Below are 13,810 nucleotides of genomic sequence, written 5' to 3' on the forward strand. Positions count from 1 at the left end.
GCTCTAGCCGCCGACCATCAGCTTGACGACTTCGTCGTGATTGGTCTCGGAGATCTTGCGCTCGCCCGCCTGGACGCCTCGCCTCAGCACGACGATACGGTCGGAGACGGCGAAGATGTCCTGCAGATTGTGGGAGATGAAGATCACGCCGCGCCCTTGCGCCTTGAGTTGATGGATCAGCGAAATGACCTTGCGCTGCTCCGGAACGCCGAGCGCCGCGGTCGGCTCGTCCATGATCAGGATCTGCGCGTCCCAGTAGACGGCGCGGCCGATGGCGACGGCCTGCCGCTGGCCGCCGGAGAAATTGCTGACCGGCGCCTCCAGCCGGCTGACATGGAAGTCGAGCCGGCTCATCGTCTCCTTGGCCGCTCTGGCCATCGCCTTGCGGTCGAGCACGGGCAGGAAGCCGAATGCCTTTCGCATCGGCTCGCGGCCAAGAAAGATGTTGGCGCCGATCGACAGATTGTCGGCCAGAGCGAGATCCTGGTAGATCGTCTCGATGCCTTTCTCGCGCGCCTCCTGCGGCGTGGCGAAGCTCACCGGCTGACCTCTCAGCAGGATTTCGCCGCCGGTCGGCTGATAGACCCCGGATATCGCCTTGATCAGCGTCGTCTTGCCGGCGCCGTTGTCGCCGGCAAGCGCCACGACTTCGCCCGGCCGCACGACCATGGAGAAATCGTTGAGCGCGCGCACGGCGCCGAAATGCTTGGACAGGTTCCGGACTTCGAGGAGAGGAGCGGTCTGCACGCTGCTATTCATCCTGACGGGCTCCACTGAACCGGCGCTGCGCCTGGTCGATAAGGACGGAAATGATGATGACGACGCCGACGGCGATGAACTGCCAGAACGGCTCGACATTGACGAAGACCAGCCCGTACTGGATGACCGCGATCACCAGCGCGCCGGCCACGGTGCCTAAGATCGTGCCGGACCCGCCGAACAGGCTGGCGCCGCCGATCACCACCGCGGCGACGCTGTCCAGAAGCAGCGGCTCGCCGGCCTGCGCGGCGCCCGCCGTGAAGCGCGCGGCATAGAGCGCGCCGCCGAGGCCGGCGCACATAGCCGACAACACGTAGAGGCGCAAGATGTGATCCTTGATGTCGATGCCGGCGCGCCGTGCCGCCTGCGCATTGGCGCCGATCGCGTAATTGTGCTGGCCGAACCGCGTCTGGCTCAGAATGTAGTGCATCACGATCACGAAGATCGCGGTGATGATGACAAGGTAAGGCACGCTGTAGAACTTGCCGTTGCCGAGCAGCGCGAACCAGGAATTCTGCACCGGCACCGTTGTGCCCCCGGCAAGCAGGTAGGCGGCGCCGCGCGCGACGCCGAACATGCCGAGCGTGCCGATGAAGGGCGGAACCCTGAGGCGCGAGATCAAGAGGCCGTTGATGACGCCGGGCACCCCCGCGACGATCACAGCGGCAAGAATTCCGGCCAGCATCGCCAGCGGCAACGGGATGGCGGCCCCGGCCATGTTGGTCGCATGCGCGGCAATGACGGCAGCGAGCCCCATGATGAAGCCGAGCGAGAGGTCGATGCCGCCCGAGATGATGACGAAGGTCTGCCCGGTCGCGAGCAGCAGCGGCGCCACGGCGAATATCGCAATCGATTGCAGGTTGAACGGATTGAGCACGAAGGTCGCGCCATAGACGACCCTTGACCAGACCTCGAAACAGACGATCAGGGCGGCGAGGAACAGCCATGCGCGCCCTTCGGCGATGCGTCGGATCCAGCTCTTGGCCGCTTCGCTGTGGTCGGCCTGGGGGGCGATATGCTTTTCGGCCTGCTGGGCCGGCGTTGTTGAGGTCATGAATGCTCCGCGGCGCGGCTTGCTTCAAGCGCAGGTCCCCTCCCGGCAGTTCGGGAGGAGACCAAACGCGTTTGGTTACTCGGAGTATAGATACTTCGAGATGTTCGGATCCGCGATGTTGGACTTGTCCATGATCGTGAAGCCGGTGCCGATCGAAACCGGGATCGAATGGCTGGTCAGGTGCGCATAGGCCGAGACGACGCCGAAATAACCGATTTCGGCCGGATGCTGGGCGATCGCCACGTCCACCAGGCCGGTGTTGATGTTGTCGACGATGCTGGTCGGAGCATCGAAGGCAACCACCTTGACGGTGCCGGTCTGCCCGGCCTGCTTGACGCCGTTGGCGGCGCCCAGCGCCGAGAACAGGTTGGCGCCGAAGACGCCGACGAGATCGGGATTGCGGGCAAACACCGCCTGCAATTGCGAGGCCGCCTTGTTGGCGTCGTCGTCGTTGAACTGGGTCTCCAGCACGGTGATGCCGGGATGCTTGGCCATTTCCTTTTTGAAGCCCTCTTCCCGCTGGTCGGTGGTCGAGATGCCGGGCTTGACGTTCGAGACATAGACCTTGCCCTTGTCGCCGATTGCGGTGGCCAAAGCCCGTGCCGCGATCTCCCCGCCGAGCACGTTGTCGGAAGCGATATAGGCCAGCGGGAAATCGGCGTCGCCGGCGCCGGTCTGGTAGGCGCCGGTGCCGATGAAGGTGTCGACGGTGATGACCGGGATGCCGGCGTCATTGGCCTTGCGCAGCGGCTCGACCAGCTGAACCTTGTCGGTCGGCGCGATCAGGATCGCATCCGGCTTCTTGGCGATGACGGCGTCAAGCACAGGCACCTGGGTCACCGGATTGAACTCCGGGGCGCCCTGAAAAACCAGGTTCACGCCGAGCGCGTCGGCCGCCGCCTGGGCGCCTTTGCGCATGGTGATGTAGAAACCGTCGGTGGTCAGGCCCGGAATGAGCGCGATGGTGTATTTCTTGTCCTGCGCTTGCGCGGGCGCAATCAGCACCCCAACGCTGACGGCGAGCGCCGCGAGCGCGGCAGCAATCTTCTTCATGAACTCCTCCTCTTTATGGTTGGCAGATTTGCCGTTGCAATTGACTGGAATGGCCATCGATCCGCCCAGGATGCCGACGGCCGGGAACGCCTGTCTGCTCTCGCGGGCAGCTTTCCTCCCAAGCGCCCTCCGGTCGATATGCGAGCCGGTCGAAGCCGACCGGCCATTAGCCGCAGTCTCGTTTGCCGGCCTCAGCCAGGCCCGAGGAACTGCGCCGCTCGGAGTTCATCCACACCGAGTGCGCAGACTTGTAACACTTTGCAGAAATAAATTGCAACTCGGTTTTTCCGAGATCGCAGCGCCAGCTTTTTCGCACCGGACAGCATCTGCCTGCTCCGAAGAGGCCCCGGCGGACTATTGCTCCGAGCTTGCGGCGACACAACTGATTTCGCGCCGGCGACCTGCACTGGCCGACTGCTAACGATTTAACGAGCCGGCAAGGCGTCGAGGACGGCCTGCGCCGTCTTCGTATCCGTCACCAGGGCATTGATGAGCCCGGCACGGACGGCGCCGATGATCGCGGTTGCCTTCTCCGGCGAAGCTGCGACGCCGATCGCCAGCGACGCGGCGCGAAGCTGTGCCGGCGACATCGCGATCATCCGGCTCTCTCCTTCCCAAGGGATCAGCACGCCATCGGCATCGAAATAGTGCCGAAGCACATCGCCCGCCGCATGGACCAGCGCCCGCTCGCTCGGCGTCGCGGCACTCGCCTCCGGCGCGTTGATGGCATGCGGCAGGCCGACGCCGACGATCGCGACGTCGGTACGGTCCCAAAGCGCCACGGCATCGCGGATGGCGGCATCGCCAAGGAAAACCTCGCGCAGCTCGCTCGACGGCAGATAGGGCGCATGGATGAAGTGCGGCGTGCCGCCGAACTCCTCAGCCGCAAGCCGCACGAACTCGTTGATCTGGAAATGCGGAGCGTGCTGCTGCATGCCGCCAGTGGCGGCGACGGTGAGAACGCCCGGAATGCGCGGCAGACCGGTCCGGATCACCTCGCGCACGGCGCGTCCCCAGCCGATGGCCACCACGGAGCCGGCCGCCAGTTGCGCCTGTTTGAGCAGGCCGCCGAGCGGAGCGGCGAGCGCCGTCAGCGCGCCGGCCGACGGCGTCTCGATCACCGCGGCGTCACGAAGCCCCAGCCGGTCGATCAGCTGTCGGGTGATGTCCTCCGGCGTCACCAGATCGATAACCTCGATCCGCACGATCCCCTCGGCCCGCGCGCGCTGCAGCAGGCGCGAGATCGTTGCCGTCGAGACGCCGAGCTGCCGCGCGATATCGACCTGCGACATCTCCGCCTCGTAATGCAGCTTGGCGACCGTGTGCAGCATCGTGCGCGATGCGGTCGCATCCTGGACCGGAGAGACAGGCAGCTTGCAATTCCTTTCAGCAACGTGTTACACACACATGCGCCGACGGGAGTTATCGCGCAAATTCGGCGAAGCCGCAACTTGAGGTCACTGCCCCGGCGAGGCCGCTTCTTCAGCAGCCGACGGCACCATCAAAGGCGCAAAAATCGTTCTGCCGGCAGGCGGGTGAAACTGAGCATCCCTGATCCGCGCTCTCGGCGAGGGCGCGCCCAACATCGGACGAAAAGACCATGGCGAAGATGACCACCGCGGAGTTGCGCGGCTACCAGCAAATCTGCGGACCGGACGGGGCCATGATGGCCATCGCCTGCGACCAGCGCGGCGGCATGCGCACCTTGCTGACGTCGGATCCGGCCGAACAGGCCAAGATCACCAACGACATGCTCGGCGACACCAAGGCGGACATCACGCGCTACCTCGCCAGCGCTGCGTCCTGCGTGTTGCTCGACCCGCTTTGCGCCGTGCCGCATGTGGTCGACAAGGGCGTGCTGAGCCGCGACACCGCCCTGCTCATCGGTCTCGACGCCTCCGGCTTCGATGTCTCGCCCGAGGGCTACCGTCTGTCGCGTCTCGTTCCCGGCATCGACGCGCGGCGCGTGCGGGAACTGGGCGGCACCGGTGGCAAGATCATGGTCTATCTCAGAGCCGACAGGCCGGCGGCCAACGAGCATAACATCGCTATCCTGCGCCAGTGCATCGCCGATTTCGGGAAAGAGGACCTGCTGCTCGTGGTCGAGTTCCTGACCTATCAGCTCGAAGGCGAAAGCCCCGAGGATTATGCGGCCAAGACGCCCTGGCTCGTCGAGGAAGGCACGAGGATTTCGCTGGAGTACGGCGCCAAGGTGCTTAAGCTTCCTTATCCCGGCACGGCCGAAGCCTGCGCCAACATCACCAGGATGGCGGGCCAGGTGCCGTGGGCGGTGCTGTCGGCCGGCGTCAACCATGCGACCTTCCTCGGCCAGGTCGAGATCGCTATGCAGAACGGCGCGTCCGGCGTCATCGCCGGCCGTTCGCTGTGGAAGGACTGCATATCGCTCGACCGTGACATCCAGCGCGAAAGGCTGAAGACCATCGCCGTGCCGCGACTGCGCGAGATCCAGGCGGTGATCGGGCGCTACCGGCAAAAGGCCGCCTAGAGCATGATGCCGAAAAGTGTGAAGCGGTTTTCGGGCGACATCATGCTCTATCTCTTTGATTTAGAGCCGGATTCAGATTTCAGGTCGGTTCGACCTGAAATCATCCGGCTCTAGGGCATTGTGATTCAGGTGATGCCGGCCTGACCTCAATCGCAGGACGGTGCCGGACAAGTGCGGAACATCATGCCACAAAGGTCGATGGCCATCGGGATCGATATAGGCGGCACCAATCTGCGTGCCGCCCGCATCTCAGGCGCGGGTGAAATCCTCAAGCGCGTCGCCGAGAACAGCGCGCCCGATCCGGAACTGGTGCTTGGCCGCATCGCCGACATGGTGCGCCTTCTCGACACACCCGAGGTGGCGGCCATCGGCGTCGGCGTTCCCGGCCGCGTCGATGCCAGGCGTGGCGCGGTGTTGTCAGGCGGTTACGTCGACCTCGCTTCGGTCGCCCTGCAACAGCGGCTTGAGAGCATGGCCGGCAAGCCCGTCGTGCTCGACAACGACTGCAACATGGCGCTGGTCGCCGAGATGGCGCTGGGGGCGGCCGCGGGGCACGACAATGTCGTCATGTTCACGATCGGCACCGGCATCGGCGGCGCCGTTGCACAGAACCGTCAGATCATGCGCGGGCGCGCGACGGCCGGCCAGCTCGGCCACATCAGCGTCGACGCCAACGGCGAGATCTGCGCCTGCGGCCGGCGCGGCTGCGTCGAGACCACCAGTTCGGGCACTGCGCTCGGCCGCCACATCGCACGCGCAGGCCTGGGGCCGGGCATCTCCGTCGATCAGCTCTTTGCCCGCGATGCGGCCGGCGACGGCACGGCGCGCGGCATACTGGAAGCCTGGGCCAAGCCATTACGGGCGGCAATCGATTCGGCTGTCGCCATGTTCGACCCCGACCTTGTCCTGCTCGGCGGCGGCCTTGGCCGGGCGGCACACCGAGCGCTTGCCTGCGCGCCGGCGCTGGCGCCCTGGTATCAATGCAAGGTGGAACCGGCTAAGCTCGGCGACGACGCTGGCGTGATAGGCGCCGGCCTGCGGGCGCTCAGAGCGAAGGCAGGAACGCCATCCGCAAGGCGCGCCGTGCTTGTCAACGGCATCCCCGCCAGCGGCAAGAGCACCGTCTCACGCGGCGTCGCCGACCGGATGGGCTGGCCGCTGCTGGCGCTCGACACGGTCAAGAACCCGTTCCTCGAAACACTCGGCGGCGCCGACCGCGAGTTTAACCGGACGCTTGGCCGCGCCAGCTACCAGGCGATCTGGTCCGTTGTCGGCGAAGCTCCGGCGGGCGCCACATTCGTCGTCGATGCCTGGTTCGGTTTCCAGCCACGAGAAGTTCTCGAAGACCATCTGCGCAAAGCCGGCGTCGAGCGGACTGCCGAAATCTGGTGCCACGCGCCCGGCGAGGTTCTTGCCGAGCGCTACGGCGCCCGGCTCGATCAGAGGCCCGCCGGCCATCCGGGCGCGGCTTACATCCCCGAACTGATCGAACTGGCCAAGCGCGCCGAGCCGCTGCGGCGCGGACCGCTTTTCGACGTCGACACGACGAAGCCGATCGACTTCGACGCCATCACGGCGTGGCTGAGGGCGGCGATGGAGGTGTAGGTCGCCTCAAGCGGCCGGCGGCTGCAGCGCCGTGCGGGCGATCTTCCAGGCGGATTCGACATGGCGCCGCGCCGCGGCTTCCGCCTCCTCCGGCTTGCGCGCCCGGATCGCATTCATGATCGCGTTCATTTCGGCGATCGCCGGCTCGCGCCGGTTCGCCGAGGCGATCGTCATCGAGCGTAGCTGGTTGATACGCACATTCAGTCCGCTGACGATCTCCCAGGCGACGCGCTTGTCCGCCGCCTCGAACAGCGCCTCATAGAATCCGGTCGTCGCCCGCATCACCGCCGGCGGCTTGCCGGATGCCCAAGCCTCAAAAAGGGCCTCGAGCGCACGTTCGAGGACAGTCAATTGCCCGTCAGTCGCCGACAAGGCGCAGGCGCGCGCCGCGATCCCCTCGAGCAGGGCCCTGAGCTCATAGATCTCGTCGGTGCGGCCGAGATCCGGCCTCGCCACCGCCGGCCCGTGTCCGGGGATCATCTGCACGAGACCTTCAGCCTCCAGTTGCCGCAAGACCTCGCGCACAACCGAGCGACTGACGCCGAGCTGATCGCAAAGCGGCCGCTCGACCAGCCTTTCGCCGGGCTGGAAATGAAAATCCATGATGGCCTCGCGCATGCGCTCGAGAGCCAATGTTCTCAAGGTCTTGGCGCTGCGATCGATGCGAAGCGTGTCGTCCTGCATGTCCTTGCTCCCTGTACCGCTACGAAAACAGATTCCATGGCCTGTTGACAAGGTATTCGGTGCTCCATAGTATGGTATACCATAAGACGGCGCGAAAAATGGTGCTTTCTCGAACCCACCCGACAGAGGTTTTCATGCAGCCGGCCATTCGCAAGATCGTCACCTACAATGAAAACACGCTGATAGAAGGCGGCAAGGCGGCGCCTCGGCCGCTGCGCCTGATCGGCGTCGCCGCCGTACTGACGAACCCCTGGGCGGGTCGCGGCTTCACCGAGGACCTTTCGCCCGAGATCCGCGCCTATGCGCCGGTGCTCGGAGAGATGCTGACCCGCGAGATCATTGCTGCCGCCGGTTCGGCCGAGGCGATCGAGGGCTATGGCAAGGCCGCCATATGCGGCACGTCGGGCGAGATCGAGCACGCCTCGGCGCTGATCCACACGCTGCATTTCGGCAACCATTATCGCCGCGCCGTCGGCGCCAAGACCTATCTCGCCTTCACCAATCTGCGCGGCGGGCCGAACACGCCGATCATGATCCCGCTGATGGACAAGAACGACGAAGGCCGGCGCTCGCATTACCTGACCGTGCATTTCCAGATCGGCGATGCGCCCGCGCCCGACGAGCTGGTCGTGGCGCTTGGCGCTTCCATCGGCGGCCGCCCGCATCACCGCATCGGCGACCGTTACCAGGATCTCAAGGAAGTGGGCGACCTGCATGGCTGATGCCGTCGCATATGAATGGACCCGGGCAACCGCGCCCGACGGCACCAGCTTCATCCGTGCCGGATCGGGTGCGCCTGTGCTGTTCATTCATGGCGTCGGCATGAACGCGGCGATCTGGCAGCCGCAGATCGAGCGCATGGCGGATCGTTGGGACGTCATCGCCATCGACATGCTCGGCCATGGCCGATCGCCGTTGCCGCCGCAAACACCGGAACTGGCCGACTATGCCAAGCAGGCGATCCGGCTGCTCGATCATCTCGGCCTCGAAAAGGTATCGGTCGTCGGCCATTCGATGGGCGCGCTGGTCGCGCAGGAGCTGGCTCTGCTCGCGCCGGAGCGTGTCAGCCGCATCGTTTCGCTCAATGTCGTGTTCCGGCGCCCGCCGGAACTGGCCGCGGCAGTCCGCGAGCGAGCTGCCGCCCTCACCGGCCACGGCGACGCGGCAGGCGCCGCGCAGACCATTGCGCGCTGGTTCGGCGATCCGGTTCCGGCCGAGCTCACAGCGGCTGCCGGGAAGACGGCGGCGGCGTTGAGCGAGGTCGACCCCGAAGGCTATGCCCGCACCTACCGCCTGTTCGCCCATGCCGACAACGACCACGCCGAGCGCCTGCCGACGCTGGCCGTGCCGGCTCTGTTCATGACCGGCTCCGAGGATGGGAACTCCTCGCCGGCAATGTCGGCCGCCATGGCCAGGCTCGCGCCGCACGGCCGCTGCACCGTGCTCGCCGGCCAAAGGCACATGATGGCGGTGGCAGATCCCGAGCTCACCACGCGCCACATCGCCGACTTCCTCAGCGAGGACTCAAGCCAAGATGAGGGAGCGCAGACGAGCTTCGAAAGCGCCGAGTTCCGGCGCGCACTCGGCTCCTTCCTGACCGGCGTCACCATCGTCACCACGATCGGGCCGGGAGGCGAGCCGCGCGGCTTCACCGCCAACTCCTTCACCTCGGTGTCGCTCGACCCGCCGCTGGTCCTCGTCTGCATCGCCCACAAGGCGCTGGGACATCCGGTCTTCGCGACGGCAAAGAGCTTCGCCATCAACGTCTTGAACGAAAGCCAGAAGGCGGCTTCCGGCATCTTCGCGTCCAAGGCGGCCGATAAATTCGCCACGGTCCACTGGCGCCCGGGACAGACCGGCAGCCCGGTTCTCGACGGCTCGGTCGCCTCCTTCGACTGCGACCTGGAACGGTTGGTCGAGGCGGGCGATCATTCGATCCTCATCGGCCGCGTCCGCGACTTCCAGCACAATGCCGCGCAGCCGCTCGGCTATTGCCGCGGCGCCTATGTCACCCCCGGGCTCAGCCAGGAGGCGCTTGCCGCCGCCCAGCCCGGCACCGATGTCGGCGCCATCCTCGAAAACGGCGGCCGCATCCTGTTCCTCGAAGCGCCGGGCGGTTCGTTTGAGCTGCCGCGCGGCCTGGGCCTTGGCTCGGCAAGCGACGGCAAGAGCCTCAACGGACTTCTCGCCGCAAAAGCCATCGAGGCGCAGCTCGGCTTCCTCTTCGCCGTATGGGACGATGCTGGCGACGCCTCGCGCACGCATGTCTATTATCGCGGCACGTTCGACGTGCCGGCGTCAAGCGATCGCGGCATCAGGCTCATCGACATCGATGCCATCGATGGCTTGAAGATCGCCGATCCGGCGATCCGCTCCATGCTCGCCCGTTACGTGCGCGAATGCACTGAGGATGCGTTCGGCGTCTATGTCGGCAACGAGGTCGAAGGCGAGGTGCGGCCGCTTGCTCGGTCCAATGCCGCTTCGCTCAGTACAGGTGACCAGGGATGAAGTTCTCGCTTTTCGTGCATATGGAACGCTCGGATCTCGCCAAGCCGCATTCGGAGCTTCTGGGCGAGTTGGAAGAGCTGGTGCTGCTGGCGGAAGAGGCGGGTTTCGAGACGGCCTGGATCGGCGAGCATCACGGGATGGAATTCACCATCTCGCCCAATCCCTTCATCAACATCGCCTATCTGGCGGCCAGGACCAGCCGCATCCGTCTCGGCACCGGCACGATCATCGCGCCCTTCTGGCACCCGATCAAGCTGGCCGGCGAGGCCGCGATGGCCGACGTCATTACTGGCGGTCGTCTCGATATCGGCATCGCCCGCGGCGCCTACAGCTACGAATACCAGCGCGTCTTCCCGGGGCTCGATGCCTGGGGCGCCGGGCAGCGCATGCGCGAGATCATCCCGGCGATCCGCGGCCTGTGGGACGGCGACTTCGAATTCTCAGGCGAGTTCTGGCAGTTTCCTTCCACCACCTCATCACCCAAGCCGCTGCAGAGGCCGTACCCGCCAATCTGGGTGGCGGCGCGCGATCCGAACTCGCATGACTTTGCCGTCGCCAACCAATGCAAGGTGCAGGTGACGCCGCTGGCGTCCGGCGACGACGAGGTAGCGAGCCTGATGCAGCGCTTCAGCGCCGCCTGCGATGCGCATCCGGAGATCGAGCGGCCGGAAATCATGCTTTTGATGCACACATTCGTCGCTGAGGACGCGGCCGATGCCGACCGCCTCTGCCAGGATCTGTCGAGCTTCTACTGCCAGTTCGGCGCCTGGTTCCAGAACAAGAAGCCGGTGCGCCAGGGCATATTGGAGCCGCTCACCGCCGACGAGATTGCCGCCATGCCGCAATATGCGCCGGACAAGATGCGCCAGGACCTGGTGATCGGCGAAGCGGACGAGGTGATTGCGCGACTGAAGGCCTATGAGGCGCTCGGCTACGATCAGTACTCGATCTGGATCGACAGCGGCCTTTCACACGAGCGCAAGAAGAAGTCGCTGCAACTGTTCATCGACCGGGTGATGCCGGCTTTCCTCTGATCGCGAGCTTCCATGACCGACGCTCTTTTCAGGAACTTCATCGACGGCCGTTTCGACGAGCCGTCCGCCACCTTCGCCAGCGTCGATCCGTCGACCGGCGCGCCGTGGGCGAAGATGCCGGCAGCGAGCGAAGCCGACGTCGACCGCGCTGTTGAGGCCGCGCACCGCGCGCTGCGCTCGGGCCCGTGGCGGACGATGACGGCAACCGCGCGCGGCAAGCTTTTGGTCCGGCTCGGCGACCTCGTCGCCGCCAATGTCGGACGCCTGGCCGAGCTGGAGACGCGCGACACCGGCAAGATCATCCGCGAGACGCGCGCCCAGATCGCCTATGTCGGCGACTACTACCGCTACTATGGCGGTTTGGCCGACAAGCATGAAGGCGCGCATGTGCCGATCGACAAGGCCGACCTCGACGTCACAATCCGCCGCGAGCCGATCGGCGTCGTCGCCGCGGTGGTGCCATGGAACTCGCAGCTCTTCCTCTCGGCCGTCAAGCTCGGTCCGGCGCTGGCCGCGGGCTGCACGGTGGTGCTCAAGGCATCCGAGGACGGCCCGGCGCCGCTGCTCGCTTTCGCCGAATTGGTCAGCGAAGCCGGCTTCCCAGCCGGTGCTGTCAACATCCTCACCGGCTTCGGCCAGGATTGCGGTCGGCGCCTCACCAGCCATCCGCTGGTCTCGCGCGTCGCCTTCACCGGCGGTCCGGCGACGGCACGCGCCATTGTCAGGAACACGGCGGAGAATCTCGCCTATACGACGCTCGAGCTCGGCGGCAAGAGCCCCGTCGTGGTCTTTGCCGACGCCGACCTCGACAGCGCCGCCAACGCGGTCGTCGCCGGCATCTTCGCCGCAACGGGACAGAGCTGCGTCGCCGGTTCGCGGCTGCTCATCGAGCGTTCGGTGAGGCAAGAATTCCTCGACCGGCTGAAGCGCAAGGCCGAAACGATCCGCATCGGCGATCCCCAGGATCCCGCTACCGAGATGGGGCCTTTAGCCACGCAGCGCCAGCGCGACCGGATCGAGACGATCGTAGCCGAAAGCCTTGCTGCCGGCGGCAAGCTGATAACCGGCGGCAAGCGTCCCGACACCGGCGGCGGCTTCTATTACGCCCCGACCATCATCGACGCCGGCGCCAGCGACCTCGCCTGCGTGCGTGAAGAACTGTTCGGTCCGGTGCTGAGCGTGCTTGCCTTCAATACAGAAGCCGAGGCGCTGGCGCTCGCCAACGACACGCCCTTCGGTCTCGCCTCCGGCGTCTTCACCTCAAATCTCGGTAAGGCGCATCGCATGGCGCGCGACATCCATGCCGGCGTCGTCTGGGTTAACACTTATCGCGCCGTCTCGCCGCTCGTCCCCTTCGGCGGCTACGGCCTGTCCGGTCTCGGCCGCGAAGGTGGGCTCGACGCCATCCGCGATTACACCCGCTCGAAATCGGTCTGGATCAAGACCTCGGACGATCCGATCCCCGATCCCTTCGTCATGCGCTGAGGCCGCATGACGAGGGTGCACAGACAAGAACAAGAAACGGAACACAGAAATCAGAGGAGAATGACATGAAACTGATCTTAGCCGGCGTCCTCGCCGGACTGCTTTCGGCGACGGCCGCCAAGGCCGATGAAATGGTGTTCACCAGCTGGGGCGGCACCACGCAGGAGGCGCAGACCAAGTCCTGGGCCGAGCCGTTCGCGGCCAGCTCCGGCATCAAGGTGCTGCAGGACGGCCCGACCGACTACGGCAAGCTGAAGGCCATGGTCGACGCCAAGAACGTCACCTGGGACGTGGTCGACGTCGAGATGGACTTCGCCATCAAGGCCGCCAAGGACGGGCTGCTCGAGCCGATCGACTTCGCCGTCGTGCCCAAGGCCGATCTCGATCCGCGCTTCAGCAACGAACATGCCGTCGGCAGCTTCTACTATTCCTTCGTGCTCGCTTGGAACAAGGGCGCTATCTCGGGCGAACCGACGAGCTGGGCCGACATGTTCGACGCCAAGAAGTTTCCCGGCAAACGAACCTTCTACAAATGGTCGGCGCCGGGCGTGATCGAGATCGCGCTGCTGGCCGACGGCGTGCCGGCGGACAAGCTCTATCCGCTCGACCTCGACCGCGCCTTCAAGAAGCTCGACACCATCAAGTCGGACATCGTCTGGTGGGGCGGCGGCGCGGAGTCGCAGCAGCTCATCGCTTCGGGTGAAGCCGCCTTCGGCCAGCTCTGGAACGGCCGTGTCTTCGCGCTGGAGAAGGACGGCGCCGATGTCGGCGTCTCTTGGAACCAGAACCTCACCGCTGCCGACGTTCTCGTCGTGCCGAAAGGCGCCAAGAACAAGGACAGCGCGATGAAGTTTCTCGCCACTGCCACCAACCCGACCGGCCAGGCGAAGTTCGCCGAGGCGAGCGGCTACGCGCCGATCAACACCAAGGCCAAGGCCGAGATGCCCGCCGACGTGGTGAAAGGCCTGCCGGATGCCCATGTCGACGGCCAGATCAACCTCGACATGAACTACTGGGCCGAGCATCGCGACGAGATCGCCACGCGCTGGTACGCCTGGCAGACCAAGTAGCCCCCCACGACAGGAGCGGGGCGCGGCAACGCGCCCCGTTTGAAAGGGACGT

Annotated in this window: 12 protein-coding genes; 7 read left to right on the forward strand and 5 right to left on the reverse strand. The window is 65.7% G+C overall.

Annotated features, from left to right (window positions below; translation table 11 throughout):
- Positions 1-3 precede the first annotated feature (3 nt).
- The 4 genes from RFM40_RS27315 to RFM40_RS27330 all read right to left on the reverse strand — a co-directional run bounded on the left by RFM40_RS27315 (position 4) and on the right by RFM40_RS27330 (position 4,197).
- Positions 4-759 carry an ATP-binding cassette domain-containing protein gene (locus RFM40_RS27315; RefSeq protein WP_320225649.1) on the reverse strand — a complete coding sequence of 252 codons (756 nt, stop codon included), beginning with the start codon at positions 757-759 and terminating at the stop codon, positions 4-6.
- Positions 752-1,813 (reverse strand): ABC transporter permease subunit, encoded by a 1,062-nt coding sequence (locus RFM40_RS27320; protein WP_320225648.1) that lies wholly within the window; start codon positions 1,811-1,813, stop codon positions 752-754. The genes RFM40_RS27315 and RFM40_RS27320 overlap by 8 nt, the downstream gene beginning before the upstream one ends.
- A 75-nt stretch (positions 1,814-1,888) precedes the next feature.
- Positions 1,889-2,866 carry an ABC transporter substrate-binding protein gene (locus RFM40_RS27325; protein ID WP_320225647.1) on the reverse strand — a complete coding sequence of 326 codons (978 nt, stop codon included), beginning with the start codon at positions 2,864-2,866 and terminating at the stop codon, positions 1,889-1,891.
- A 425-nt stretch (positions 2,867-3,291) separates the two neighbouring features.
- Positions 3,292-4,197 (reverse strand): sugar-binding transcriptional regulator, encoded by a 906-nt coding sequence (locus RFM40_RS27330; protein WP_320225646.1) that lies wholly within the window; start codon positions 4,195-4,197, stop codon positions 3,292-3,294.
- A 269-nt stretch (positions 4,198-4,466) separates the two neighbouring features.
- Between RFM40_RS27330 and RFM40_RS27335 the strand changes: the two genes are divergently transcribed.
- Both RFM40_RS27335 and RFM40_RS27340 read left to right on the forward strand, forming a co-directional pair.
- Positions 4,467-5,372 carry a tagatose-bisphosphate aldolase gene (locus RFM40_RS27335; RefSeq protein WP_320225645.1) on the forward strand — a complete coding sequence of 302 codons (906 nt, stop codon included), beginning with the start codon at positions 4,467-4,469 and terminating at the stop codon, positions 5,370-5,372.
- A gap of 198 nt (positions 5,373-5,570) precedes the next feature.
- Entirely contained in the window at positions 5,571-6,977 is a 1,407-nt protein-coding gene (locus RFM40_RS27340) for an ROK family protein (RefSeq protein ID WP_430691734.1), read from the forward strand.
- Between the two features lie 6 nt (positions 6,978-6,983).
- On the opposite strand, the gene RFM40_RS27345 is transcribed toward RFM40_RS27340, so the two are convergent.
- Positions 6,984-7,661, reverse strand: a complete 678-nt coding sequence (locus RFM40_RS27345; RefSeq protein WP_320225643.1) for a GntR family transcriptional regulator — start codon at positions 7,659-7,661, stop codon at positions 6,984-6,986.
- A 134-nt stretch (positions 7,662-7,795) separates the two neighbouring features.
- Here RFM40_RS27345 and RFM40_RS27350 point away from each other — a divergent pair, with 134 nt between their 5' ends.
- The 5 genes from RFM40_RS27350 to RFM40_RS27370 all read left to right on the forward strand — a co-directional run bounded on the left by RFM40_RS27350 (position 7,796) and on the right by RFM40_RS27370 (position 13,758).
- Complete coding sequence (locus RFM40_RS27350; RefSeq protein WP_320225642.1) at positions 7,796-8,383, forward strand: amino acid synthesis family protein; 588 nt, start codon at positions 7,796-7,798, stop codon at positions 8,381-8,383.
- Positions 8,376-10,169 carry an alpha/beta fold hydrolase gene (locus tag RFM40_RS27355; RefSeq protein WP_320225641.1) on the forward strand — a complete coding sequence of 598 codons (1,794 nt, stop codon included), beginning with the start codon at positions 8,376-8,378 and terminating at the stop codon, positions 10,167-10,169. Before RFM40_RS27350 ends, RFM40_RS27355 begins: the two co-directional genes overlap by 8 nt.
- Positions 10,166-11,203: an LLM class flavin-dependent oxidoreductase gene (locus RFM40_RS27360; protein WP_320225640.1), complete on the forward strand. Its 1,038-nt coding sequence runs from the start codon at positions 10,166-10,168 to the stop codon at positions 11,201-11,203. Before RFM40_RS27355 ends, RFM40_RS27360 begins: the two co-directional genes overlap by 4 nt.
- 12 nt (positions 11,204-11,215) lie before the next feature.
- Positions 11,216-12,688: an aldehyde dehydrogenase gene (locus RFM40_RS27365; protein WP_320225639.1), complete on the forward strand. Its 1,473-nt coding sequence runs from the start codon at positions 11,216-11,218 to the stop codon at positions 12,686-12,688.
- A 65-nt stretch (positions 12,689-12,753) separates the two neighbouring features.
- Positions 12,754-13,758: an ABC transporter substrate-binding protein gene (locus RFM40_RS27370; RefSeq protein WP_320225638.1), complete on the forward strand. Its 1,005-nt coding sequence runs from the start codon at positions 12,754-12,756 to the stop codon at positions 13,756-13,758.
- Positions 13,759-13,810 lie beyond the last annotated feature (52 nt).

Origin of the sequence: Mesorhizobium captivum (assembly GCF_033977165.1) — a bacterium.
Taxonomy (GTDB): domain Bacteria; phylum Pseudomonadota; class Alphaproteobacteria; order Rhizobiales; family Rhizobiaceae; genus Mesorhizobium; species Mesorhizobium captivum.

What these genes read in the sequence shown, in the direction of transcription:
- RFM40_RS27350 (WP_320225642.1), top strand. Translation starts at nt 7,796, where the DNA reads ATGCAGCCGGCCATTCGCAAGATCGTCACCTACAATGAAAACACGCTG.
- RFM40_RS27355 (WP_320225641.1), top strand. Translation starts at nt 8,376, where the DNA reads ATGGCTGATGCCGTCGCATATGAATGGACCCGGGCAACCGCGCCCGAC.
- RFM40_RS27325 (WP_320225647.1), bottom strand. Translation starts at nt 2,866, where the DNA reads ATGAAGAAGATTGCTGCCGCGCTCGCGGCGCTCGCCGTCAGCGTTGGG.
- RFM40_RS27345 (WP_320225643.1), bottom strand. Translation starts at nt 7,661, where the DNA reads ATGCAGGACGACACGCTTCGCATCGATCGCAGCGCCAAGACCTTGAGA.
- RFM40_RS27330 (WP_320225646.1), bottom strand. Translation starts at nt 4,197, where the DNA reads ATGCTGCACACGGTCGCCAAGCTGCATTACGAGGCGGAGATGTCGCAG.
- RFM40_RS27340 (WP_430691734.1), top strand. Translation starts at nt 5,571, where the DNA reads ATGGCCATCGGGATCGATATAGGCGGCACCAATCTGCGTGCCGCCCGC.
- RFM40_RS27365 (WP_320225639.1), top strand. Translation starts at nt 11,216, where the DNA reads ATGACCGACGCTCTTTTCAGGAACTTCATCGACGGCCGTTTCGACGAG.
- RFM40_RS27315 (WP_320225649.1), bottom strand. Translation starts at nt 759, where the DNA reads ATGAATAGCAGCGTGCAGACCGCTCCTCTCCTCGAAGTCCGGAACCTG.
- RFM40_RS27360 (WP_320225640.1), top strand. Translation starts at nt 10,166, where the DNA reads ATGAAGTTCTCGCTTTTCGTGCATATGGAACGCTCGGATCTCGCCAAG.
- RFM40_RS27335 (WP_320225645.1), top strand. Translation starts at nt 4,467, where the DNA reads ATGGCGAAGATGACCACCGCGGAGTTGCGCGGCTACCAGCAAATCTGC.
- RFM40_RS27320 (WP_320225648.1), bottom strand. Translation starts at nt 1,813, where the DNA reads ATGACCTCAACAACGCCGGCCCAGCAGGCCGAAAAGCATATCGCCCCC.
- RFM40_RS27370 (WP_320225638.1), top strand. Translation starts at nt 12,754, where the DNA reads ATGAAACTGATCTTAGCCGGCGTCCTCGCCGGACTGCTTTCGGCGACG.